Source organism: Streptosporangium sp. NPDC020072, assembly GCF_040631445.1.
Taxonomy (GTDB): Bacteria; Actinomycetota; Actinomycetes; order Streptosporangiales; family Streptosporangiaceae; genus Streptosporangium.
Map to the genome: position 1 here is coordinate 153,923 of NZ_JBEYAB010000018.1, position 25,291 is coordinate 179,213.

At 71.1% G+C, this 25,291-nt stretch carries 16 protein-coding genes and 1 tRNA gene; 8 read left to right on the forward strand and 9 right to left on the reverse strand.

The window, feature by feature from the left end; genetic code table 11:
- Positions 1-39 precede the first annotated feature (39 nt).
- Positions 40-1,245: a cytochrome P450 gene (locus tag ABZ470_RS35805; protein ID WP_362917042.1), complete on the forward strand. Its 1,206-nt coding sequence runs from the start codon at positions 40-42 to the stop codon at positions 1,243-1,245.
- On the opposite strand, the gene ABZ470_RS35810 is transcribed toward ABZ470_RS35805, so the two are convergent.
- The 3 genes from ABZ470_RS35810 to ABZ470_RS35820 form a co-directional block, all read right to left on the reverse strand.
- Complete coding sequence (locus tag ABZ470_RS35810) at positions 1,235-3,058, reverse strand: SelB C-terminal domain-containing protein (protein WP_362917044.1); 1,824 nt, start codon at positions 3,056-3,058, stop codon at positions 1,235-1,237. The genes ABZ470_RS35805 and ABZ470_RS35810 overlap by 11 nt on opposite strands.
- Positions 3,058-4,347 (reverse strand): L-seryl-tRNA(Sec) selenium transferase, encoded by a 1,290-nt coding sequence (gene selA / locus ABZ470_RS35815; RefSeq protein ID WP_362917046.1) that lies wholly within the window; start codon positions 4,345-4,347, stop codon positions 3,058-3,060. Before selA ends, ABZ470_RS35810 begins: the two co-directional genes overlap by 1 nt.
- A 255-nt stretch (positions 4,348-4,602) precedes the next feature.
- Positions 4,603-5,106, reverse strand: coding sequence for a hypothetical protein (locus tag ABZ470_RS35820; protein WP_362917048.1), 504 nt, complete (start codon positions 5,104-5,106; stop codon positions 4,603-4,605).
- A 415-nt stretch (positions 5,107-5,521) separates the two neighbouring features.
- Here ABZ470_RS35820 and ABZ470_RS35825 point away from each other — a divergent pair, with 415 nt between their 5' ends.
- Positions 5,522-5,905, forward strand: coding sequence for a hypothetical protein (locus ABZ470_RS35825; protein WP_362917050.1), 384 nt, complete (start codon positions 5,522-5,524; stop codon positions 5,903-5,905).
- Between the two features lie 63 nt (positions 5,906-5,968).
- Here ABZ470_RS35825 and ABZ470_RS35830 read toward each other — a convergent pair whose 3' ends face one another.
- The 3 genes from ABZ470_RS35830 to ABZ470_RS35840 form a co-directional block, all read right to left on the reverse strand.
- Complete coding sequence (locus ABZ470_RS35830; protein WP_362917052.1) at positions 5,969-6,634, reverse strand: MarC family protein; 666 nt, start codon at positions 6,632-6,634, stop codon at positions 5,969-5,971.
- Positions 6,635-6,662: 28 nt separating this feature from the next.
- Complete coding sequence (locus ABZ470_RS35835; RefSeq protein WP_362917054.1) at positions 6,663-7,940, reverse strand: arginine deiminase; 1,278 nt, start codon at positions 7,938-7,940, stop codon at positions 6,663-6,665.
- Positions 7,941-8,087: 147 nt separating this feature from the next.
- Complete coding sequence (locus ABZ470_RS35840; RefSeq protein WP_362917056.1) at positions 8,088-8,657, reverse strand: TetR/AcrR family transcriptional regulator; 570 nt, start codon at positions 8,655-8,657, stop codon at positions 8,088-8,090.
- A gap of 84 nt (positions 8,658-8,741) precedes the next feature.
- Here ABZ470_RS35840 and ABZ470_RS35845 point away from each other — a divergent pair, with 84 nt between their 5' ends.
- The 5 genes from ABZ470_RS35845 (at position 8,742) to ABZ470_RS35865 (ending at position 22,653) form a co-directional block, all read left to right on the forward strand.
- Positions 8,742-9,140, forward strand: coding sequence for a nuclear transport factor 2 family protein (locus ABZ470_RS35845; protein WP_362917058.1), 399 nt, complete (start codon positions 8,742-8,744; stop codon positions 9,138-9,140).
- On the forward strand, positions 9,137-10,144 hold the full coding sequence (locus ABZ470_RS35850) for an NAD(P)-dependent alcohol dehydrogenase (RefSeq protein ID WP_362917060.1): 1,008 nt from the start codon (positions 9,137-9,139) through the stop codon (positions 10,142-10,144). The genes ABZ470_RS35845 and ABZ470_RS35850 overlap by 4 nt, the downstream gene beginning before the upstream one ends.
- A gap of 738 nt (positions 10,145-10,882) precedes the next feature.
- Positions 10,883-14,344, forward strand: a complete 3,462-nt coding sequence (locus ABZ470_RS35855; protein WP_362917062.1) for a LamG-like jellyroll fold domain-containing protein — start codon at positions 10,883-10,885, stop codon at positions 14,342-14,344.
- A gap of 22 nt (positions 14,345-14,366) precedes the next feature.
- Entirely contained in the window at positions 14,367-21,326 is a 6,960-nt protein-coding gene (locus ABZ470_RS35860; RefSeq protein WP_362917064.1) for a polymorphic toxin-type HINT domain-containing protein, read from the forward strand.
- Positions 21,327-22,068: 742 nt separating this feature from the next.
- A complete protein-coding gene (locus tag ABZ470_RS35865) occupies positions 22,069-22,653 on the forward strand; it encodes a hypothetical protein (RefSeq protein WP_362917066.1) in 585 nt (194 codons plus the stop codon).
- A gap of 157 nt (positions 22,654-22,810) precedes the next feature.
- Here ABZ470_RS35865 and ABZ470_RS35870 read toward each other — a convergent pair whose 3' ends face one another.
- From ABZ470_RS35870 to ABZ470_RS35880, 3 genes are all read right to left on the reverse strand, one after another.
- Positions 22,811-23,314: a DUF6653 family protein gene (locus ABZ470_RS35870; protein WP_362917068.1), complete on the reverse strand. Its 504-nt coding sequence runs from the start codon at positions 23,312-23,314 to the stop codon at positions 22,811-22,813.
- Complete coding sequence (locus ABZ470_RS35875) at positions 23,311-23,907, reverse strand: TetR/AcrR family transcriptional regulator (RefSeq protein WP_362917070.1); 597 nt, start codon at positions 23,905-23,907, stop codon at positions 23,311-23,313. Before ABZ470_RS35875 ends, ABZ470_RS35870 begins: the two co-directional genes overlap by 4 nt.
- A gap of 79 nt (positions 23,908-23,986) precedes the next feature.
- A tRNA-Sec gene (locus tag ABZ470_RS35880) sits at positions 23,987-24,079 on the reverse strand.
- A gap of 116 nt (positions 24,080-24,195) precedes the next feature.
- Between ABZ470_RS35880 and selD the strand changes: the two genes are divergently transcribed.
- Positions 24,196-25,233, forward strand: a complete 1,038-nt coding sequence (selD, locus tag ABZ470_RS35885) for a selenide, water dikinase SelD (protein WP_362917072.1) — start codon at positions 24,196-24,198, stop codon at positions 25,231-25,233.
- The last annotated feature ends 58 nt before the right edge of the window (positions 25,234-25,291 follow it).

The following is a 25,291-nucleotide window of genomic DNA, read 5'->3' on the forward strand; positions in this document are numbered from 1 at the left end:
AGCGGTTCCGCCGCCGAACCCAGGGGGTGCCCTCCGTCCATGGACGAACCCGTCAACGACCACACCGGCCCCGACGACCTGCCGAGGCTGCCCTTCGACCGGCGGGACCCGCTCGACGTCCCGGCGGCGTACCGCGCGTTGCAGGCCGATGAGCCGGTGGCCCGGGTACGCACCGCGACCGGCGACGTCGCCTGGCTGGTCTCCGGCTACGAGGAGGCCAGGCAGGCCTTCGCCGACCGGAGACTCGGCCGTTCCGCGCCCGACCCCGACCGGGCGGCCAGGATCTCCAACTCGGTGATCCTCGGCGGCCCGATCGGCGACATCGAGACCGAGAAGACCCAGCACGAGCGGATGCGCAGGCTGCTCACCCCCGCCTTCTCCGCCCGGAGGATGGCCGCCCTGGCCCCCCACGTCCAGGAGCTGGTGGACGGCCTGCTCGACCGGATGGCCGAGGGGCCGCGCCCGGCCGACCTGCGGCAGGTGCTCTCCCTGCCGCTGCCCGTACTCGTGATCTGCGAGCTGCTCGGCGTGCCGTACGGCGACCGCGAGCACTTCAGGGCGCTGGCCGAGACGATGACGGACCTGACGGACCGGGAGCGCTCGGCCGCCGCCCTGACCGAGCTCGGCGAGTACACCAGGAAGATCATCGGCGCCAAGCGGGAGAACCCGGCCGGTGACGTGTTCTCCGACCTCGCGACCATGGACGCGCCCGACGAGGAGATCGCCACGCTCGCCGCCGGGCTGCTGTTCGCCGGGCACGAGACGACCGTCAACCGGATCGACTACGGCGTACTGCTGCTGCTGGCCAACCCCGGGCAGCGGGACGCCCTGATCGCCGACCCCTCACTGGTGAACACGGCCGTCGAGGAGATCCTGCGGGTGGCCGCGCCGGGCAACCACGGCATGCCCCGCTACGCGCACGAGGACGTGACCGTCGGAGGGGTCACGATCAGGCGCGGCGAGGCGGTGGTCATCAGCACGACGGCGGCCAACCGTGACGCGCGGGTCTTCGCCGACCCCGACCGCTTCGACGTCTCCCGGGACACCGACGACCCGCACCTGGCCTTCGGCTACGCCGCCCGCTACTGCATCGGGGCGAGCCTGGCCAGGATCGAGCTGCGCGCGGTCTTCGGCACGCTGTTCCAGCGCTTCCCCACACTGGCGCTCGCCGTGCCCGCCGAGGAGCTCGTCACGCGGGAGAACTCGCTCACCGGCGGCTTCGAAGGCATCCCCGTCACCTGGTAGCGGTCACCGGGCAATGGCGGTTGACCCCGTCGAGCCGTTCGGTGAGGCCGCCGCGGTCGAGGTGTTCGAGCAGGGGCACCGCGACCCGGCGGCTGGTGTCCAGGGCCTGCCTGGCCTGGCTGACCGTGAAGGGCTGGGGCAGGCGGGCCAGCAGCCGCGCCGCCGCCGTGTCGGCGCCGGGCAGCAGCACGATCCCCTCGGCGATCCGCAGCAGCATCCCCGCCCGTACGGCCGCCGCCAGCTCCCTGGGGCCCAGCCCCAGCTCCGCCAGGCGGCCCGCCTCGGGCGCGAGGAACGGCCTGGCGGACAGTTCGGCGCGTAGCCGGGAGACCGCGCGGGCGACCGGCTCCGGCAGGCCCGGGGGCGGCCCGCTCACGATCCGCCCGCCCGTGACGGCCAGCGGCGGCCGTACCAGGGCGGCGACCAGCCTCCGGTCGGGCAGGCCGAGCGCGTTCCTGGCCGCCTCGACCGGCATCCCCGGCTCAAGCGGACGCCCGGCCGCGTGCCGCGCCACCGTCTCCGCCAGCCGTTCGCCCAGCCACGACCAGTGGGCGGGGTCGGCGTACCAGTCGCCGCACACGGGCTCGCCCTCCGGGACGCACCCCATGGCCAGCAGGTCCGCCCCGCGCAGCAGCCGGTGTGTGCGCAGCAGTTCCCCCGCACCGGGCACCGTCCCCGCCCGCCCCGTGCCCGCCTGCCCCGTGCCCGCCAGTTCGGCCGCCCGCAGGCGTGCGGCGCCCCTGCGGCGCAGCGCGGGCGGGCGCACGTCGAGCACGCTCGCCCCGGCGAGCACCCGCACCTCGGCTCCGTCCCCCCCGACGCCCTGCCCCGTGGCCCTGCCCGGGTCGCGCAACAGCAGCACGTCCCCCACGTGCAACGGCAGCGGCCCGGCCAGGCGCAGCCGTACGAGACCGTCGCCGAGCGGCCTGACCGCGCACACCACGGCCGCCGAGCCGATGTGCGCGGTCAGCCTGCCCGGCAGGACGCTCTCCTCGTCCGTACCCCCCACCGGCGAGAGCCGTACGTCGGCCAGGTCGGTCATGGTCCACGCGCCGGGGGTGAACAGCGCCCGGCCCCGCTCCGGGGCGCCGCCGCGCAGGTTGACCGCGACCCTGGCCACACCGGTCACCGAGGTCACCGGCTCCTTCAGGCACTCCAGTGCCCGCACCCGGGCGAGGCCGCCGCCCAGCGCCAGTTCGTCCCCGACGGTCACCCGGCCCGCGGGCAGCGTCCCGGTCACGACCGTGCCGCTGCCGCGCACGCTGAAGACCCGGTCGATCCACAGCCGTACCGGCGCCTCGGGGTCGGGCGCGGGCAGCCGGGAGACCAGCCGGTCGAGTGCCTGCCTCAACGCGCCGAGCCCCTGCCCCGTGTGCCCGCTCACCGCCAGCGCCTCGACCCCGGTCAGGCCCGCCGCCGCGAGTCTGGCCCCGGCCTCCTCCACCACCGGTGCGGCGTCGGCCAGGTCGGCGCGGGTCACCGCGAGCAGGCCGTGCCGTACGCCGAGGGCCTCAAGCGCGACGAGGTGCTCCTGCGACTGCGGCATCCAGCCCTCGTCGGCGGCGACCACGAACATCACCGCCGGAACCGGCCCGACCCCCGCCAGCATCGTGCCGAGGAAACGCTCGTGCCCCGGGACGTCCACGAAGGCCAGGCGGTCCCCGGAGGGCAGCGTCGTCCAGGCGTATCCCAGCTCGATCGTCAGCCCCCTGCGCCGTTCCTCGGCCAGCCGGTCGGGCTCCATCCCGGTGAGGGCGCGCACCAGAGTGGACTTGCCGTGGTCCACGTGGCCCGCCGTGGCGACGACCTGCATCAGCCGACCGCCCCGAGGACCGCGCGGGCCACGTCGCCGTCCCGCTCCCCGGGGACGGCCCTGAGGTCGAGCAGCAGCCGCCCCGCCTCGATCCGCCCGACGACGGGCGGCTCACCGGTCCGCAACGGTACGGCCAGCCACTCGGGCAGGCTCACCGCGGCGCTCGGCAGCTTCACGCCGGGGGCGCCTCCCCCGCCGACGGTGGCCAGGCTCGGCACGGCGACGGCGTCGATCCCGGCCCCCGACAGCTTCTCGGCGAGCACCCGGGCACGGGCGCTCAGCGTGGCCGGGTCCGCGCGCAGCGCCCCGAGCACCGGGGGCTCGGGACCGCGCAGCGTCGCCTCAAGGGCGGCGAGCGTCGTCTTGCCGACCCGCAACGCGCGGGCCAGCGGGTGCCGCCGGCAGCGTTCGACCAGGTCGGGGCGGCCGAGCAGCAGACCGGCCTGCGGCCCGCCGAGCAGCTTGTCGGCGCTCGCGGTGACCAGGCCCGCCCCGGCGGCGAGCGCGCTCGCCGCGTCCGGCTCCTGCGGCAGCAGCCGTTCCCCGGTGAGCAGCCCGGAGCCGATGTCGGCCACGACGGGCACCCCCAGGCGGGTCAGCTCCCCCACCCCGACGGAGCCGGTGAAGCCCTCGACGCGGAAGTTCGACGGGTGCACCTTGAGCACGAAGCCCGTCTCCCGCCCCACGGCCCGCTCGTAGTCGGCGTAGACGGTGCGGTTGGTCGTGCCCACCTCACGCAGCCTCGCACCGGTCGAGACGAGCAGGTCGGGGATGCGGAAGCCGTCCCCGATCTCCACCAGCTCACCCCTGCTGATCACGATCTCCCGGCCCGCCGCCAGCGCGGTCGCCGCCAGCACCAGGGCCGCGGCGTTGTTGTTGACCACGTGCGCGTCCCGCGCGCCGGGCACCGCGGCGACGAGCGCGTCCAGGGCGCCCCGTCCCCTGCGGGCCCTGGCCCCGCTCGCCAGGTCGAACTCCACGTCGGTGTATCCGGCGGCGGCCGTCGCCGCCTCGGCCGCGGCCCGGGACAGCGGCGCCCTGCCGAGGTTGGTGTGAACGATCACGCCGGTCATGTTGAGCACGGGCCGCAGGCTCGCCGCGTACGGCGGAAGCCCCTCCACGGCCGCGTCCGCGACCCGCTCCGGCTCGATTCCGCCCTGCCGGGCCCGTGACTGCGCCCGGACGACCGCCTCCTTGACGACCGTTCTTCCCAGCCGGCCCTCGGCCGCGACGAGCCGGGGGTCGGCGAGCACGGCGTCGGTACGCGGCACACGCCGACGTTGGTCCATCTCCCGACCATAGGTCGCGAACATACCGAAGCCGAAGCCGACGGGCCGTTGAGTCCGCTTTGGGACGGTGAACGTTTCACCACGACATACAGGTTTCGCCTTCTACGAAACCATCAGAAAATGCCGTCCCTTTTGACGTTGTTCACTTTCCTGCGGGATATCGGCGGCGAACGGCCCGTTCCGATGGGGCGAATCCGGAGTCCTGCCGAGAACGTCCTTCCCCGGCCCGCGGGCGTCCTCCGGGGCGGCCCCGCGTCAGGGCAGGACCAGCTCCCGCACCTTGACCGCGACCAGCGCGCCGGTGTACTCGACCCGGACCGGGATCCTGTCCTTCAGCAGTTTCCGCAGGTGGGCCGAGGAACACTTCCTGGTGCCGTAGGCGCTCCTGTCGGAGGTGTCGTACGGATAACCGGCCGAGGGCCTGCCGCACGTCCTGTTCACCTGGCGGAAGTCCAGCCTCCCGGTGTAACGGATCGTGAGAGGGGCTCCGGCCTTCCTGCCCAGTTCCCACGCGAGCAGGCCGCTCTCCCCCACCTGGCCGCGGACGGCCCTGCGCGGGGTGATCGAGAAGGCCGAGTTCCCCGACCGTACGGCCCAGCCGTACACGACCCTGTTCCCGGCGTGCCCGGCGTGCCCGGCGTTCCCCGCCTCCGGCGCGGCGGTCTGGGCCGCCCGGGTCGTGAGCTGGGCGGTGGCGGGCGGGACCACGGTGAACAGGACGGCGAGGCCGGTGGCCGCGCCGAGCAAGACCGATCTCATCTCTCTCCTCGTCATGATCCCGGCACCCGGCCGTCGAGCCGGACGCCGGAGGGCTGTCCTTGGGACCTACGGGTGCTCACGCGTGAAAGGCGCCGAGGCGGGCACCCCGGGAGGCCGGTGAACCCACGCATCGTCTGACAGGCCCCGCCCCGGAAAAGTTCTGAACACCGATGAATCGTGTTTTTTCGGGCGTCGTTTTCTCCTGACGACGCCGGCCCGCATCCCGCGTGACGGGCCCGGCCGCCGTTCCGCCAGGCATGTCCGCGTGGGTACGCGACGATCGATCCAGCCTGCCGGAGACCCGCGGTACAGCCCGCGCCACCGTCCCGCCCCGCCGTGCGTCGGGAAGGGCGTGAACCTTCCACGGCGCGGGAGCGACGAACCAGGTGACCGATCCCCGAGACGGAGGCCGCCGATGTCAGCACCTTCAGCCCCGGGAACACGCCTGAGACTCCTCGGCGTGCTCCTCCTCGGCGTCGCGGTGGGGGTGGCGCTGTCCCTCGCGGCGAGCCTGCCCCGCTCCGAGGTGCTCCACCGCGACGCCCAACCGGCCACCGTGGCGTACGACGACGGCTCGGCGCACCTTCTGGCGCTGGTCCGCAGGAGCACCCTGCTGGGAGAGTCCCGTGAGATCTTCGTCGGCCGGGACCCCGGTCTCTCCTACGGCCACCGGGTGGGCCTCGGGGCGTTCGCCGCCTCGGTACGGACGACCGAGTGGACGGACGCCGGGGTGCGGGTGTTCTTCGACACCGGGCACGAGTTGTTCGTCCCCGCCCGCTCCTTCGTCGGCGGCCGGTGACCCCGGACGGCCACCGCCCGAGACCGCCCGAGACCGCCCGAGACCACAGGCGGCTCCGGGCGGTCAGCGGCCGAGGCGGGCGGTGACGAGGTCGGTGAAGCCGTTGGCGAGCAGGATGACGGCGATCGCGGTCAGCAGGATGCCCGCCACCCGGTCCAGGAGCATCGCCCCCTTGAGCGAGATGCGCCGCTGGACGTGCCCCGACAGGTAGAGCGTCAGCCCGGTGACCGCGGCGAAGCACAGTGCGGCGACCGACAGGGCGAGCTTGTCCCGCACGGTCGAGGCCTCCGCCGAGGCCGCGACACCGAAGGCGAAGGTGGTGCCGCCCACGGTCAGCGGGAAGCTGAGCGGGGTGAAGAGGATCGACTTGGGGTCCGGCGGGGGCTCGGGCGAGGGCGCGATCTCCATCCTCTCCTGTTCCTGGAGCCTTTCCAGCTCCTCGACGGCTCCGGCCTTTCCGCGCATCAGCGGGATGGCGGCGTACGCCAGGGCGATGCCTCCGGTGGCGGTCAGCGCGGCGGTGCTGATGCCCAGCAGCTTGAGCAGCGGCTCCCCGACCCACAGGGCCGCCAGGACGAACACGGCGACGTTGAGGGCCAGCCCGGCCGCCAGCCGGTTGACCTGGCCGCCGCCGTACGGCCGGACGATCGGCAGGTAGGACGCCAGGGCCGCGACCGGGCTGTAGAGGCCGAACAGCGCCAGGAACAACACCAGTGCCGGATGCGTCATCGCGGTCCTTCCCGAGAGGCTCTCGTGGTCAGACCGGGTCGCGCAGGATCGGGCAGGTCATGCAGTGCCCGCCTCCCCTGCCCTTGCCCAGCTCGAACCCCTCGATCTCGATCACCTCGACGCCGTGCTCACGCAGCTTGCGGTTGGTGAACTCGTTCTTGTGGTACCCGACCACGACCCCGGGCTCCAGGGCGACGAAGTTGCTGCCGCTGTCCCACTGCTCCCTGGCCCGCTGGTAGTCGTCGCCCCCGGTGGGGATGATGTCCAGTTTGCCGATCCCGAGGGCGTCCTCGAACGCGGCGGCCAGGCCCGGCTCGCGGTGGACCCGTACGGCGGTGCCCCGTCTGTCGGCGGGCCGCAGCGAGTGGACCTCGGCGTTCTCGACGACCGGCGGGTATCCGGTCGCCTTGTCGACGTCGAGCAGTGTGAAGACCGTGTCCAGGTGCATGTAGGAGCGGCTCGGCGGGATCTTGACCGCCAGCACCCGGGTCGCCGCCCCGGCGGTGAACAGCTCCTTCGCCAGGTGCTCGACCATGACGGGGCTGGTGCGTTCGCTGACGCCGACGGCGACGACGCCGTTGCCGATGGGCATCATGTCGCCGCCCTCCATGCAGGCGTGCCCGAAGTCCTCCTCGTCGAAGCGGCCGTCGTCGCCCATCGGGGGGTACCAGTAGGCGAAGCCGTCGTCGGCGAACATCGGGTGGAAGTGGTAGACGATGCTCTGGTTGATCGTCTCAAGCCGCCGGGCGTGGTAGTAGAGCGGGTTGAGCGAGACGCCGCCGTACAGCCAGGCCGAGGGGTCGCGCTGGTAGAGGGAGTTGGGCAGCGGCGGCAGGATGAACGCCCCCCGCTCGGCCATCGCGGCGACCAGGGAGCGCGCGTCGAATCCCTCACGCCCGGCCTGCACGGCGGCGGCGAACTCCTCCTTGGTCAACCCGCCGATCAGGTGTTCGGCGAGTCTGGCCCCGCTCCACGAGGCGAGTTCCGAGCGGACCTCGTCGACGAGGGACGGCCCGACGGTCAGGTGGGTGACCGTGCGCTCGACCGCGTGCCGTTTCGCCTCGGGGGCGGCTTCGAGCGCCTCGGCGAGCAGTTCCTGGTGGTAGAACACCTCGATGCCCCGCCCGCGCATCATCTCGACGAACGCGTCGTGTTCGATCTGGGCGCGGCCGACCCAGAGCACGTCGTCGTAGAGCAACTCGTCCTTGTTGACCGGGGTCAGCCGTTTCAGACTCAGGTCGGGCCGGTGCACGATCACCTGCCGCAGCGTGCCGACCTCGGAGTGGACCCCGTACCTCGTGCTCACCGTGTCCCCCTGTCGCTGCCGGTCGCCGTCGGCAACTGCCGGTCGCCGTCGAAGTGGCCGTTCGCGCCACGGCGAACTCACGGGGGACAAACCACAACATCTCCCATCGTTCCCCTGCTTCCCCCAGGGCAACCACGGGGGACCGGGTCAGTTCCCGGCGTCGAGGACGAACCCGGCCAGCTCACGCGCGGAGGCCGCGGGACCCGTTCCCGGCCTGGTCGCCCCCGCCGCGAGAACACCGTCCACGAGCAGGAGAAGCTGGCCGGAGGCGTGCTCGGGCCGACGGTGTCCCAGCCTGACCAGTTCGTCCTCGAACAACCTGCGCACCCGTTCGCGGTAGTCGCGGGTCACGGCGTGGGCGGGATGACCGGGGTCGGCCAGCGCGAGGTCGGCGGCCAGGTAACGGCACCCCCGGAAGTCCGGCCTGCCGACGATCTCGGCGAGCCGGTCGAAGACGGCCAGCAGCCGGGCGCGGGGATCCTCCCCCGCCGCCCGCATCGTCCGCCGGTAGTCCTCCTCGTCCTCGGCGGTGGTGCGCCGCAGCACCTCGGCGATCAGCCCGTCCTTGCCGCCAAAGTGCTCATACAGCGAGCGGCGCGCCACGTTCGCGGCCTTCAGCAGGGCGTCGACGCCCACCCCGACCCCCTGGGTGTAGGTCAGCTCCCCGGCCGCCTCCAGGAGACGTTCGCGGGGGCCGGGTCCGGTTCGTGTCGTCATGGGGACAGCATTCCACCGGTTGACGAGTAGAACAACCGGTCGATATAAACCTGTAGACCGAACGTTCTATCTCAAGGAGTCACATTGTCAGTCCGGACCACGGCCGAGGTCGTCGACCGCTTCAACCAGGCGTTCGTCGAGCACGCCCCCGCGATCCTCGACGACCTGATCGCCGACGACTGTGTGATGGAGGCGATCCGACCGGCCCCCGACGGCGAACGCGTCGAGGGAGGCGAGGCGTGCCTGGCGTTCTGGCGGGCGCTCGCCGAGGACCGCGCCACGCAGTTCAGCCCCGAGGACGTCACGGTCGCGGGAGACCGCGCGACGATCCGCTGGCGTTACCGGTACGGCGACGGCCCCGCCGACTCGGTTCGCGGCGTCAACCTCATGCGGATCCGCGACGGGCGGATCGTCGAGGCCCTTGGCTACGGCAAGACCGGTGCCCCGGTGCCCCTGGCGACCGACGGCGAGGTCCCGGCGTGACGATCCGCAGCTACCACCTCGACAGCGGCGCCGGGCTCGCGAGCCTGAAGGTCAGGGAGCACCCGGACCCGGTCCCCGGACCCGGGCAGGTCGCGGTCGCCGTACGCGCGACGTCGCTGAGCTTCCGCGAGCTGATGATCCTGCGCGGCGACTACGTGCTGCCGGTGAAGCCGGACGTGATCCCGCTGTCCGACGGGGCGGGAGACGTCGTGGCCGTCGGCGCGGGGGTCGATCCCCGGCGGGTCGGCGAACGCGTCATGGCCACGTTGTTCCCCAGCTGGCAGGACGGCCCGTTCGGCCTGGAGCACCTGCCGCAGCGCGGCGGCTCCCTGGACGGCATGCTCACCGAGGTCGCCCTAGTCGAGGAGGAGTCCCTGGTACCGATCCCCCGTCACCTGTCCTACGAGGAGGCCGCGACGCTCCCCTGCGCCGCGGTCACCGCGTGGAACGCCCTGACCGGCATGGGCGGACCGCATCCCGGTCAGACGGTGGTGACGCAGGGCTCCGGCGGAATCTCGCTGTTCGCCCTGCGGTTCGCCAAGGCGCTCGGCGCCCGGGTGATCGCCACGACCAGCGGCCCGGAGAAGGCGGCCCGCCTGCTCGATCTCGGTGCGGACGAGGTCGTCGACTACCGGGCCGTCCCCGACTGGCCCGCCGGGGTCCGCGAGCTGACCGGCGGCCGGGGCGCCGAGCACGTCGTCGACGTCACCGGTCAGCTGGAGCGGTCGCTCAGGGCGGCGGCCATGGCGGGGCAGGTGGCCTGTGTGGGCTTCGTCTCCGGCACCGCCGCCCCGGTCGACCCACGCCTGCTGTTCGCCTCCGGCGCCACCGTGCGCCCCGTCGCGGTCGGCAGCCGGGCCCAGTTCCTCGCCATGAACGAGGTCATCGAGGCCAACGGCCTCCGCCCGCTCATCGACAGCGTCTTCCCCTTCGGCAAGGCCCACGACGCCTACCGCCACTACGCCTCGGGCAGGGCCTTCGGCAAGGTCGTCATCACCGTCTGACCTCGGTCCGTCCGGGACGACGAGCTTCCTCCGTCTCGCCGACGTCGTCTCGGACGCCGTCCGCCCCGCCACCGGTCAAAACGCCCGGCGGCCGGCACCGCGGAAATCGACCGCACCGCGATCTCCTCACTCGATTGCGCTCCATGACAATGATTGTGCGCTTATCGACAATGAGCGCGGGCCTCACCTCTCGTAAGATGCCCGTGAATCGAGCTTCAGAAGGCGGTGACAAGGCCGAAAAATTGATTACGTCCAATCCGGAACGGCGACTCCCGGATATCGGTTCCCATGACGTCACGGAATCCCGCTCCAAAACCTCGGAATCGACCGGCTGAGGCCCGGTGAACACTGGACGGACCCCGGTACCCGCGCATCCGGGAAAGAGGAGAGAGGGAAACCCGGCGAGACACCCTGGCGACCGATGTGAACTGGGAGGACATCCCATTCCAGATATTTTCCCGGCGGGTGAAGCCTCCGTCGCGTTTCGCCTTCCCGGTGGCGCCCCGAGCGGCCCCGCTGAAATTCGAGAGGATTCAACCCCTCGGCGGACGATGAGGCGGACGATGAGGCCGTACGGCGACGCCTTCTTCGGCCCGCGGGCCGGATCTCCAGCCGGTCGCCGGCGCCGTGAAGCGGCACCGGTTTGGACTATCGGTTCGCCTGTTCCGTGATGTGCGTGCGACGGAACAGGCGAACACTCCGTGAAAACGTGGTTACGCAGATTTTGTGGAGGCCTGGGTGCGGTTTTTCCCCCGCGGAGCGGTCATCGCCATGGTCATGGCGCTGCCGGCCGGTGCATTCGTGACCTTCGGCGCCCCGGCGACCGGAAGCACCGCGGCGTCGGCCCTGAAGGCGCCGACAGCGCCTACGGAACAGGCGGCCTCGCAGCGGGCGCGGCACGACAAGGAGCGGGTCGAGGTCTCGGCCCTGCGCACGGAGAACCGCCAGGTGTTCGCCAACCCCGACGGATCGTTCACCTCGGAGACCGCGGCGCTGCCCGAACGGGTACGGCGGGGCGGCGGCTGGGCCGACGTCGACACGACTCTCGTCCTCGCCCAGGACGGGAGCGTGCGAACCGTGGCGACGCCGCTGGACCTGACCTTCTCCGGCGGCGGGACGGCCCCACTGGCCGTCATCGGCGAGGGCGGGCGCTCGGTGGCGATGACCTGGCCCGCGAGCCTGCCGAAACCGGTACTGGAAGGGGACACCGCGACCTACGCCGAGGTGATGCCCGGCGTGGACCTGAAGGTGACCGCGTCGGTGCTCGGCTTCTCCGAGGTGCTCGTGGTCAAGACCAGGCAGGCCGCCGCCAACCCCGCGCTGAACCGGCTGGCCTTCGGCACGCGCGCGACCGGGCTGACGGTGCGTAAGACCGAGACCGGTGGCCTGAGCGCCGTCACCGGGACGGGAGCCGAGGTGTTCCACGCCCCGGCCCCGCGCATGTGGGACTCCTCGGGAACCGGGACGGGGCTTCAGGCCGGGCCACGGCGTGCGAGCAGGCAGGCTCTCATGGGTGTCGAGGTGGCCGGGGACCGTGTCGCGATCACCCCGGACAGGGCCCTGCTGACCTCCCCCGACACGACCTATCCGGTCTACCTCGACCCGCAGTGGTCGGGCTCCAAGCTGGCCTGGACGTATGTCGACAAGGCCTATCCCTCCCAGGAGTACTGGAACTCCAGCCACATGCCGGAGGCCGGTAATTACGGCAGCGGGCTCAAACGGTCGTTCTTCCGGATGGACTCCGACAACGTCAACGGCAAGCACATCCTCAAGGCCACCTTCCGCATCACGCAGGTCAAGTCCTGGGGCTGCACCTCCAGCCCGCAGGCCGTACAGCTCTGGCGCACCGACGGCATCTCCACCTCGACGACCTGGAGCCGCCAGCCGGGCTGGAGCGACCACCTGGGCAGCGTCGCCTCCGACGCCGGTTACAGCTCCTCCTGCCCGGACAAGGGCATCGAGTTCGACGTGACCCGCGCGATCGTCATGGCCGCCAAGTCCGGCTGGGTGAACACGACGTTCGGGCTGAAGGACTCCAACGACACCAGCAGCGGCGTATGGGGGTGGAAGGGCTTCAGCGGCGCGCCGAAGCTCGTCATCGACTACAACACCCCGCCCGCGGCGCCCTCGGGCATCGGCACCTATCCGGCGACACCCTGCGTCGTCGGGGCCTCCCGGCCGTCGGTCAACGCCGGTGACGCGGCGAACCCGCTCCAGCTGAAGGCCAAGATCTACGACCCCGACAAGGCCGGCGACGGCGTGCGGGCCGAGTTCGTCATGCACCACTACAACACGGCCACCGGCCAGTGGGACGACATCACCTCGACCCTGCCCGGTGGAGGCAAGACCGCCTACAAGTACACCACCTCGGCGACCGACCACTCGGTGAAGCTGACCGGGCTCGTCACCGGGCAGAGTTACTCCTACAAGGTGAAGGCCTACGACGGCACCGACTCCAGCGCGTGGAGCAAGTGGTGTGAGTTCACGGTGGACACCGTCGACCCCGCCACCCTGCCCAAGGTGACCTCCCTCGACTACCCGGCCGACACCCCCGACGCCTGGCAGGGCAGCGTGGGCTGGGCGGGCGCCTTCACCCTGTCCCCCGGCGACGGCGAGACTGACGTGACGGCCTTCCGGTGGGCGCTCGACGACCCCGCCCTGGCCACGGCCGCCACCCAGGTGGCGATCCCCGCCGGGCAGACCTCGGTGAACGTACGGCTGGCTCCCCGGCACGACTGGCTGAACGCCCTGTACGTCTATCCCGTCGACCGGGCGGGCAACGTCGGCAAGACCCCGGCCGTCTACGGCTTCTACGTCAACGCCGGGTTCGGCCCCGAGGGGCACTGGCGGCTGGACGAGACCTCGGGGACCACGGCGGCCGACTCCGGGGCGACGACACACCCCCTGACGCTGACCGGGGGCGCCACCTGGACCGCGGCCCGGGTGGGCGGCGGAATCCGGCTGGACGGCAGCACCGGATACGGCAGCACGACCGGCCCGGTGGTGCACACCGACAGGAGCATGAGCGTGTCCGCCTGGGTCCTGCTGGCCAACGGGAGTAAGAACTCCACCGTCGTCAGTCAGGCCGCCGACGTCGCCTCGGGCTTCCAGCTCTACTACGCCTCCTATTCCAAGCGCTGGGTCTTCAGCAAGTACAGCACCGACAGCGAGACCGAGACCATCTCGAAGGCGCTCAGCGACACCGAGGCGACAACCGGCATCTGGACACACCTGGTGGGCGTGTACGACGCGCCACGCCGCCAGCTGCGGCTGTACGTCAACGGCGTTCTCCAGTCGGCACCCGCCGCCTTCCCCCACGCGCCCTGGGACGCGACCGGCCCACTGCAACTGGGACGGGTGAGGTGGCACAGCACGTACATCGAGAACTTCGCCGGTGACATCGACGACGTGAAGATCTGGAAGCGGGAGTTGTCCGACGACCCGCGCACGGTCAACGACCCCGGCCTCGGCGACGAGATCGCCGCCATGGCCAAGCAGCCGCCCGTCCAGCGCGGCTGGTGGAAGTTCGAGGAGAGCACGGGCACCACGGCGGTCAACACCACCGACAGCCGCTGGCCCGCGACGCTCGGCGGTGGCGCCACCTGGTCAGGGGACGGCTTCGACGGCGGCGGCGCGCTCAGTCTCAACGGCACCACCGCCTACGCGGCCACTTCGTCGGCGCCGATCAGGACCGACCACAGTTACGCGGTGGCGGCGTGGGTGCGCCTGGCGGGTGACGACTCCTGCGTGCTTCCCAGCCGCGTCATGACCGCCCTCGCCCAGGACGGTCCCAGGAACAGCGCCTTCTACCTCGGCTACCGGCTCTACACCGAGAACGGCGTCAAGGTGCCCCGCTGGGCGTTCTCGACGACCGGCAACAACACCGACACCGCCATCTGGACGCACGCCGTGTCGGCCGAGCCCGTCGACTGCTCGGCGCTCAACACCTGGACGCACCTGGCCGGGGTGTACGACGAGCCCGCCAAGCAGATCCGCCTCTACGTCAACGGCCAGCTCGCCGACCAGCGTCCCTCCACCGGCGCCTGGGCCGCGGGCGCCCTGCAGATCGGCCGGTCCAGGTATCTGGGCGTGTCCGTCGACTTCCTCGGCGGTGAGGTGGACGACGTCCGCGCCTACACCGGCACCCTGACCGACCGCCAGGTCATCGACATCGCGTCGAACCTCCCCATCGGCGACTAGCCGGCACCCCCTGGAGGAAAGCGTGTTCGGTTCAAGGCGAGGCCTGATTCCGGTCGCCGGAATCCTGGCGGTCGTACTGCAGGCCGCGTTGATCGGCCCGGCCCCGGCCCCGGCTCAGGCGAGCGGCGGCGACCCGGGGTGGCACAGGGCCCAGGAGCAGCACGCCGTACGGGGCCATGAGGTCAGGGCACGTGGGCCCGTGACGGACCCGGGGGCCCGCTACGACCTCAAGGAGCCGCCCGCGGTGTCCTGGCCCAGCCCTGGCACGGCGGTGGTCGAGCTCCCGGCCCCGGCGGACGGTACGGCCAAGGCCGCGCCCACCCTGGCGCGGGCCGGACGGTCGCCGATCCGGCTGGGCCCTGCCGTCCCCGTACCCGGCGGGGACGGCAGGGCCCTGGCCGGGGGCGGCCCGCCCACCGTCCGGGTACGGGTGCTGGACGCGCGCGCCGCGGACAGGTCGCGGATCGACGGGCTCGGCGTCCAGCTGACGCCCGGGACCGCGCCGTCCGCCCCGGTGCGGGTACCGGTCGAGGTGGACTACTCGGGCTTCCGGTACGCCTTCGGCGGCGACTGGGCCTCCCGGCTACGGCTGGTCCAGCTGCCTCCCTGCGCGGCCACCACCCCCGACCTGCCGTCGTGCCAGACCCGGAAACCGCTGCCCACCCGCAACGACGTCAGGACCGGCCGGCTGTCCGCCGACGTCGGCTTCGCCACCGGCGCCACCGTGACGCTGACGGCCGAGGCGACGCCCTCGGGGCCCGCGGGCACCTACGAGGCCACCTCGCTGTCGCCGTCGGCGACCTGGAGCGTCAGCAACCAGAGCGGCGCGTTCTCCTGGTCCTATCCGCTGCGCCTGCCACCGACCCCCGGCGGGCCGACGCCCAACATCGGGTTCGTCTACTCCTCGGGAAGCATCGACGGCCGGACGGTCGCCTCCAACAACCAGACCTCCTGGATCGGCGAGGGCTTCGACTACTGGCCCGGCTTCGTCGAGCGCAGGTACAAGCAGTGCGCCGACGACGACGTGAAGCCCAAACGCAACGACCAGTGCTGGGGCAACCACAACGCCACCCTCTCCCTGAACGGCCAGGCCACCGAACTGGTCCTGGACGACGCGACCGGCACCTGGCAGCCCAAGGAGGACGACGGCTCCAAGGTCGAGAGGCTCACCGGCGCGGACAACGGTGACGAGGGCGGCACCGGCGACGACGGCGAGTACTGGCGGGTCACCACCCCCGACGGCACGCAGTACTACTTCGGCCGTGACCACCTGCCCGGCTGGGCGAGCGGCAGGGCGGAGACCGAGTCGACATGGACGGTCCCGGTGTTCGGCGACGACGATGGGGAGCCGTGCCACAAGGCCTCCTTCTCCGACTCCTGGTGCCGGCAGGCGTGGCGGTGGAACCTCGACTACGTCGTGGACCCGCACGGCACGGTCAGCACCTTCTGGTACGGCCGGGAGACCAACCACTACCGCCGTGACGTCACCACCCTGACCAACGGCGTCCCGAACGGCACCCCGACCGTCTACGACCGGGGCGGCTACCTCAAGCGGATCGACTACGGGCAGCGCTCCGACGCGATCTTCACCTCCTCGGCCCCGGCCAGGGTCGTCTTCGACGTCGCGGAGCGGTGCGTCGCGACGTCGAGCTTCGACTGCGCGGAGAGCAAGCTCACCAAGGACAACGCCAAGCACTGGCCGGACGTCCCCTACGACCAGAACTGCGACTCCGGCGACAAGTGCCTCGACCAGTACTCGCCGACCTTCTGGACACGTAAGCGGCTCGCCGCCGTCACCGCGCAGGTGCTGTCCGGCGGCTCGTACAGGGACGTCGACAGCTGGGCCCTCGACCAGGAGATGCGCGCCCCGGGCGACGGAACGGCCGCGGCGCTGTGGCTGGCCGGGATCCGGCACACCGGGAAGGTCGGCGGGACGGCGTCCCTGCCGCAGGTGAGGTTCGCGGGGGTGCAGCGACCCAACCGGGTCGACGCCCTGGAGGGCCGGCCTCCGCTCACCAAGTGGCGGATCTCCGCGATCGACAACGAGACCGGCGGCGCCCTGTCCATCACCTATTCGGACGAGGACTGCCGAGCGGGCGACACCCCCGAACCGGACTCCAACACCCGCCGCTGCTATCCGCAGTACTGGTCTCCCGAGGGCGCCATCTCACCCAAGCTCGACTGGTTCCACAAGTACGTGGTCACCCAGGTCCAGCAGATCGACCGCACCGGCGGCTCTCCGGACGTGCTGGAGACCTACGAGTACCTGGGCGGCGGCGCCTGGCACCACGATGACGACGACGGACTGACCAAGGAGAAGTACAAGACCTGGTCCCAGTGGCGCGGCTACGGCAAGGTGCGCGTGCTGCGCGGAGCCCCCGGTGAACAGCGTTCCAAGGCTGAGTTCACCTACTTCCGCGGGATGGACGGCGACGAACTGTCCGGTGGCGGCACCCGCCACGTCAAGGTCACCGACTCCGAGGGCACGGCCGTCACCGACGCCGAACATCTGCAGGGCCAGGTCCGCGAGGAGATTCACCACGACGGCCCCTCCGGCGCCGCCATGACGGGCGCGATCAACGGCTACTGGGTCAGACAGACCGCCAAACGGGTCCGGTCCTGGGGAACCACCACGGCGAACATGGTGCGCGGCGACAGCGAACGTTCCCGTACCGCGCTGGCCTCCGGCGGGTGGCGGCGCACGACGACCGACACCGAGTACAACGCCGACGGCCTGCCCGTCCAGGTCGACGACCTCGGCGACGACGCCGCCGGTGACGACGACCAGTGCGTCCGCACGACCTACGCCCGCGACGCCGCCCGGTGGCTGGTCTCCTACGCCGTCAGGGTGGAGACGGTGACCAAGGCGTGCGCCGTCACCCCCGAGCGTCCCGGCGACGTGGTCTCCGACGTCCGCAAGTACTACGACGGCAAGGCCTTCGGCGAGGCGCCGTCCAGGGGTGACGTCACCAAGACCGAGAAGCTCGGCTCGTGGGACGGCGGCCCGCGGTACGCCACCGTGGGCTCGACCACCTACGACGTCTACGGCCGTCCGCTGGTGGTCACCGACGCCAACGGCACCACGACCAGGACGGCCTACACCCCGGCCGCCGGGCCGGTCACGGCCAAGCAGGAGACCAACGCGCTCGGCCACGTCACCAGGACCGAGGTCGAACCCGCCTGGGGACTTCCCGTCGCGACCAGCGACGCCAACGGCAGACGCGCCGAACTGGCCTACGATCCGCTGGGCAGGCTGACCGGGGTGTGGCTGCCCGGCCACGCCAGGGCGACGTACGCCTCGACGCCGAACATGAGGTTCGGCTACCAGATCCGCACCGACGGGCCGACCACCGTCTCGACCTCGACGCTGCGCGACGACGGAACCACCTACACCACCGGTTACGCGCTCTACGACGGCCTGTTACGCGCGCGGCAGACCCAGCAGCCCGCCCCCGGCGGCGGACGGCTGATCAACGACACGCTGTACGACACACGCGGCCTGGTCTACAAGACCAACGACGACTACTACACCGAGGGCGATCCCGGCGGCACGCTGTGGGTCCCGGCCAGCGACGACGACGTCCCCGGCCAGAACGTCACGGTCTACAACGGCATGGAGTGGCCGACCGCGCGGATCTTCCGCAAACGCGGCGCCGAGCAGTGGCGCACCACCACGACCTACGGCGGCGACCGGACCAGCGTCGACCCGCCGCCGGGCTCGACCCCGGTCACCACGATCGTCAACGCGCAGGGTGAGACGGTCGAGGTCCGGCAGTACAGGGGTGACTCCCCGACCGGCGACTACGACGCCACGAAGTACACCTACACACGTGCCGGGCAGCCCGCCACCATCACCGACACGGCGGGCAACGCCTGGGGCTACCACTACGACCTGCGGGGCAGGCTGGTCCAGGTCGACGACCCCGACAAGGGCACCGCGAAGCTCGCCTACGACGACAGGTCCGACTGGCTCAAGACGGTCACCGACGCGCGCGGCAAGAGCCTGTTCTTCACCTACGACGCGCTGGGCCGTAAGACCGCCGAGTACGAGGGGACGTCCGCGAGCGGCGTCAAGCTCGCCGAGTGGACGTTCGACAGGCTCGCCGACGGCACCGAGGTGAAGGGCCAGCCGGTCTCCTCGACCCGCTACGTGAGGAACGCCACCACCGGGGCGACGGACGCCTACACCAGCTCCGTGACCGGCTACGACACCGCCTACCGGGCCACCGGGGCCCAGACCGTCGTCCCCGCCGCCGAGGGCGGGCTGGCCGGCACGTACAAGACCGCCACCGACTACAACGCCGACGGCACCGTCCACCGTGTCGTGCTTCCCGCCGCCGGGGGCCTGCTCGGCGAGACGATGCTGTTCGACTACGACGACCTCGGCAACCCGACCACGATGCGGGGCCTGACCCCCTACGTCACCTCGACGACCTACTCCAAGCTCGGCCAGGTCCTCGACATGACGCTGAGCACGGGCCTGAAGCGGCTCAAGCGGACCAACTTCTACGAGGAGGGCACCAACCGGCTCACCCGCTCCCTCTACGAGCGCGAGACAGCCCCGATCTCGGTCACGGACGCCAACTACACCTACGACCCGTCGGGCAACGTCACCAGGATCGCGGACACGCCGTCCGGCCGGCAGGCCGACATCCAGTGCTTCCGGCAGGACCACCTGCGACGCCTGACCGAGGCCTGGACCTCGACCGGTGACTGCGCCGCCGGTCCCTCCCCGAGTGTCCTGGGCGGGCCGTCGCCGTACTGGCAGTCCTTCACCTACGACCCGGTGGGCAACCGGACCAAGGAGGTCGACCACCGGACGGCGGGTGACGTCACCAAGACCTACACCTACGCCGGGCCGGGCAGGCCCCAGCCGCACACGCTGACCTCCGTCGAGTACCGGGGCGGCACCCGTGACGGCCAGATCGACACCTACGCCTACGACAAGGCGGGCAACACCACCGAACGCGGCTCGGGCCGCCTGCTGGAGTGGGACGTCGAGGGCCACCTGGCCAGGTCGACCGACCCCTCCGGCGTCAGCACCTACGTCTACGACGCCAACGGCGAACGGCTCATCCGCCGTGACCCGACGTCGGCCACGCTGTACGTCGCCGGCATGGAGATCCGGCTCGACACCGCCACCGGAGCCAAGAGCGCCACCCGCTACTACACCTACGCGGGCAAGACCATCGCCACCCGTACCAGCGGGGGTGTGACCTGGCTCGGCGCGGACCACCACGACAGCGCCGACGTCTCGGTCGACGACACGGAGACCCAGGCGACGAGCCGCCGCCGCTTCACCCCCTTCGGGCAGCAACGCGGCACCCCGCCGCCGTTCTGGCCGGGCCAGCGGGGCTACGTCGGCGGCGTCGTCGACGAGGCCACGGCCCTGACCCACCTCGGCGCCCGCGAGTACGACGCGGAGACAGGCCGGTTCATCTCGGTCGACCCGGTCTTCGACGTCTCGGACCCGCAGAGCTGGAACGGCTACGCCTACGCCGACAACAACCCGGTCACCGGCTCCGACCCCACGGGCCTGATGTACGACGGCGGCGCGCAGCCCTGCCCGTCCTGCCGCGTCACCCCCATCAAGAACCCGGGTGGCAGCGGTGGCGGCATCTACGTCTGGTACACCCCGCCGCCCCCGCCGAGCAACCCGCCGCACTGCGGTCGCTGGAGCTTCGGCTGCAAGACGAAGCACTTCTGGAACAAGCACAAGGCGACCATCGTCAACGTCACGGTCACGGTCGTCGTCACGGCCGGATGCGAGGTCGCCACAGGGGGCGCGGGCAGCATCGGCTGCGTCGCCGCGGGCGGCGCGGCAGGAGGTCTGGCGGGCCACCTCGTCTCGACGCCACGCGACGAGTGGAGCGTCGGCGGCGCGTTCAAGGCCGCGGCGGTCGGCGCCATCACGGAGGTCGCGGGGTACGGCCTGGGCAAGGGGGCCGGCCTGGTCCTCGGCAAGCTCGCCACCACCGCGACGGGCAGGGTCGTCGCGGAGGCGGCGAGCAAGGCGTCGGGCAAGGTCAGGGACGCCCTCGGCCGCGGCGGCGGCGCGGCGGCCAGAAACGCCGACTCACCGGCCGGCGCGGCCCGTCCTCGTGGCAAGGCGGAGCCCGGAGGCGGTTCGCCCTGCAACAGCTTCGTCGCGGGCACCCTGGTCAAACTGGCCGACGGAACCTCAAAGGCCATCGAGAAGATCAAGGCAGGCGACAAGGTCCTCGCCACCGACCCGAGAACGGGCAGAACAGAGGCCAAAACCGTCCTGACCGCCTTCTCCGGCCTCTCCTACCTCGGCCTCGTCCAGATCACCGTGGACACCGACGGCGCCCGAGGAAACGCCACGGGCACCGTCACCGCCACCGAACACCACCTGTTCTGGGACGAGACCACCCAAACCTGGGTCCGCGCCGACCGGCTGGCGAGGGGCGACCGCCTTCGGACGGCCACCGGCAGAACCGTAAACGTCCTCACCGCGACCTTTGGGCAAACCCACCCCACCGTCTACGACCTGACCGTCGCCGACGTCCACACGTACTATGTGCTTGCCGGTGGCGCATCGGTCCTGGTTCACAACTGCGGTGGCATTATCGCAGACAACGATCTACTGGTTAACGCAATGAAAGGACATGAGGGCGCCATGAAAGCAATATCAGACGCCCCCAAAGTCTACATCACACCAAACCAGAGGAATGAGTTCCTCAATGTGGCCAACGGACTGAACGCTCGCCGACGCTTTCTGGCCGCGAATAATATTCAAACGATTTCCGGCACTCAGGCAAGGCAGTGGTCATCGACACCGGAGTTCAGCGAGGCATTTTCTGCAGTCGTCGGAGCACAGGGACGAGGAGACGCCAGCCTGGCTGGCTTCGCCGCGGCCAGCGGAATGACAGCCGTAACAATGGAGCGCCGTTTATTTAATTTTGTGACAAAAACCGCCAGAATTCCGGGCGGCGTCCCAATGATAAGGGTAATGCCGTGAGCGGCTACAACCTGATCTCAACTCAACTAAAGTGCCCACGATGCGGATTCTTCGGACCTGCGGAAGTCGAGTTCAGGTTCGGACTTTTCGAGTTTCGAACCTATCGCGTCGGAGATCTGCTGACATGGGGTTTCAAGGGCTCTCGCTCCCCATCCTCCCGTCCACCCGATGGCGACTACGAAGGAGAGGGGTACGCAGAGTGCGTTAACTGCAAAAAAGACTACTGGGTAAATATTTCAATAATCAACGATGTCATATCGTCCCTGACGGTCAACCCAGAAAAGAGAGGATATGTGGATTAGTCGACTGCGGGGTCAGGACTAGATCCCCGGACGCCTGAGATTGAACGCCACAACGACGGCAACCCCCGAGCGTCGGCCCCGCAGCAAACCTGCCAGACAAGTCTCACTGATCAGCGATCGCGAACCCTTGGCACCCCCGGCGTCAAGGCGGCCCACCGGGTTGACCAGACCGCCATCCCGTGTCCTTCATCTTCCGCAAAGAGAGAACCGCTCCGGACACCACGACGGGACCGTCCGACGCGAGAAAGCTCTTTGGCCCGACCGCCATAGCGAGCGATGCACGCGAGCACCACGATCGGGGGCCCGACCTTGACGGGTGACCTGAACCGGCCATTTCTCTACCGTAATCACGCGACTACCTTCCGTGGCGATAGGTTGCCGTCGCCCCCACGACACCGCATCCCGGCGGCTGGGGGCACGTCCGTTCAAAGGAGCTTCCTATGCGCCATCTGTCTGTTCTGTCGCTGGCCACCGCCCTCGTCGCACTGGCCGGTACGCCCGCTCTCATATCGCCCGCCCAGGCCGCCGTCCTTCCCGCCGTCACGAAGGCGCCCTTCAGTACCGCCCAGGCGGCCGGTGAGGGCCCCGGCTGTGGTGGCCACCAGGCCGACTGGCGTTCGGCCGCCCTCACCTCGGGCTTCTCCGGCTCGGCGCGGGCCACGTTCTGGAACGGCAACAGCGGTACCTCCGTCAAGCGCCGGGTCTCCGTCGTGCCCGGCGGCGTGGTTCCCCTGCTGCCCAAGGGGGGCCTGGCGGTCATCGGCGGCAACGTCGACGACATCTACGCCGGACAGCCGAAGGCCTTCGCCGGCACCGGCACCGCCTCCAAGCGCGGCTACACCTGGACCGTAGCCCCCAGCTCCGGCGACGCCCCCCGCCCCGGCGGGACCGCCACCCTGCTCAACCCCCGATGCGCCGCGGGCAACACCACCGTCACCAGCGCCACCTACCACTACCAGTCCAGGACCGCCTCCGGCGCCTACATCCGCACCCTCGTCGGAACCCTGAGCCGCAAGGCGTCGTGACGAGGGACCGGCGCAACCACGGCGTGACCGGCGAAACCCCGCCCGCGTCGCCCCCGGCTCGGTAGACCCGGCCACGCCAGAACTCACGACCGGCGCCAAACCGGTCCGCCGCCGGGAGATCGGCCCGTTGACCGTCCGATCTCCCGGCGAACGTCGGCTACGCGGTTCCCGTGGCCTCGCCCGCCTCGGAGGGGCGCGTCTGGTTGTAGAGGACGCCCAGCCGGTCGATGCGCCAGAGCTGGCCGTACACGATGAGGGCCAGGCCGAACACGGTCGGCCAGATCTCCAGGGCGATCAGCCCCCACACCAGCAGGGCGAGTCCGGCGAGGCCGCCGACGGTCCAGACCCGCTGGGCGACCGCGAACCCAGAGGGCGTGCGGGAGCGGTCCCGCATCCACAGGCGTTCGCCGTAGATGCCCATGGAGGACCAGGCGATCGGCCTGGTGATCGGCGGGAAGACGTGCGGGTTGGCCCACAGCCACAGGACGACCAGCGCCAGCGGCGCCAGCGACCACCAGCCGATCCAGGTACGGCTCCAGATCGCCGCGATCGCCAGCGGCATGGCGGCGAACCGGGTCCAGACGCTCCACGGATTGGCGTGACGCTTCCACGCCTCGTCGGTCATTCCGGCCATGTTCGCGTATTTGTCCAGAACGCTCATGTCAGCATTCCCCTTGCCAGAGTCCTGATGGTGGCTTCGAGCACCGCCTCGTAGGCGGGGCCGAACCGGTCGCGGTTGAGAACGATGAGACCGACGCCGCGGATCACTCCGACGAGCGTCTCCGGCGGAATGTCCGCGACCACGACACCCGAGCGCTGTCCCGCGGCCAGGTAGTCGAGCAGCGGCGTGACGACCTGTGGGGCGACGCGGGCGATCTGCTCGGGGCCGACACGCCGGGTCACCGTCTCCAGTTCGTCCGGCCGGGTGAGGAGCCGCCGGTAGAGGGGGTCTCCGGTGAGCACGCCGGTGATGGCGCGCATGACGGCGACCAGGCCCTCCTCTCCCGGCGGGTCGTCGAGGGCCGCCGAGATGCGGGCGGCCACCGTCGGGGCGCGACGGAGCATGATCTCCAGGTACAGCGACTCCTTGGAGTCGAAGAAGGAGTAGAAGCTGCCCTTGGCGATGCCCGCCGGGGCGACGAGCTCCTCCAGCGAGGTCTTCCTCAGGCCTTGCGTGGTGAACAGCTCCTCACCGGCGTCGAGCAGCACGCGGGTGATACGTGCCTTCTCCTCGGTGGTGAACGCGATTGCCAAAGCTATGACTCCTTTGGTCATTTGGTCATAGCGTACGCGCAAAAGGTACGAGCGGCCAGACGGGGCCGGGACGGAGGAGCGGAGGCGGACGGGAATCGAACCCGCCAGGCCGAGAACCTCGGCCTCACCGGTTTTGAAGACCGGGGGGTCCACCAGGCACCCAGACGCCTCCAAGGGAGAACATACCCGCGGACGGGTAGGACCGCCGGGAGGCGAGCGGACACGAAGGGTCATGAAGGTTCACGGTGTCCCCTCGCGACCGTCGGCGGCCGACCGGAGGAGACGTAGATGGCAGCGGGACCCGGCATCCTCCCGGAAACGGGAGCGGAGACATCGGACACGGGCAGGCCCCGGCTTACGGGGTACGCCCACGGAGGCGGCTGCGCCTGCAAGATCCCGCCAGGCGAGCTTGAGGCCGTGGTCGCCGGGCTGCTGTCCGGCGACCGGCCGGACGACCTGCTCATCGGGCTCGACGACGGCGACGACGCCGCCGTGGTCCGCGTCGAGGGCGGCCGGGCGGTCGTGGCGACCGCCGACTTCTTCACCCCCGTGGTCGACGACCCCTACGACTGGGGGCGAATCGCCGCGACCAACGCTCTGTCGGACGTCTACGCGGTCGGCGGAGACCCGCTGGTGGCCGTCAACCTGCTGTGCTGGCCCAGGGACGTGCTGCCGATGGACCTGGCCAAGGAGGTCCTGCGCGGCGGCCTGGACGTGGCACGGGCGGCGGGCTGCCACGTGGCGGGCGGCCACAGCGTGGACGACCCGGAGCCCAAGTACGGCATGGCCGTCACCGGCCTGGCCGACCCCGCGCGGCTGCTGCGCATCGACGCCGGACGGCCGGGCCTGCCGCTGTCGCTGACCAAGCCGCTCGGGGTGGGCGTGCTCAACAGCAGGCACAAGGCGACCGGTGAGGTCTTCCCGCAGGCCGTCGCGGCGATGACGACGCTCAACCGGGACGCCTCACGGGCGGCGCTCGCCGCGGGCGTCGAATGCGCGACCGACGTGACCGGCTTCGGCCTGCTGGGGCACCTGTACAAGCTGGCCAGGGCGAGCGGTGTGACGGCCGTGATCGACGCGGCGGCGGTGCCGTACCTGGAGGGGGCGCGTCAGGCGGTGCGGGACGGTTACGTCAGCGGTGGCACCCGCCGCAACCTGGCGTGGGTGGAACCGCACCTGGACCCCGGAGGCCTGGACGAGGAGGACGTGCTGCTGCTGGCCGACGCCCAGACCTCCGGCGGCCTGCTCGTCGCCGGGGAGGTGCCGGGCGCGCCGGTCGTCGGTGAGCTGACGGTCTTCGACGGCACGGCCGTACGGCTGCGCTGAGCACGCGGACGGTTCCGGGTCTCCCGGCACCCGAAGGCGTGCAGGTCTCAGGGAATCA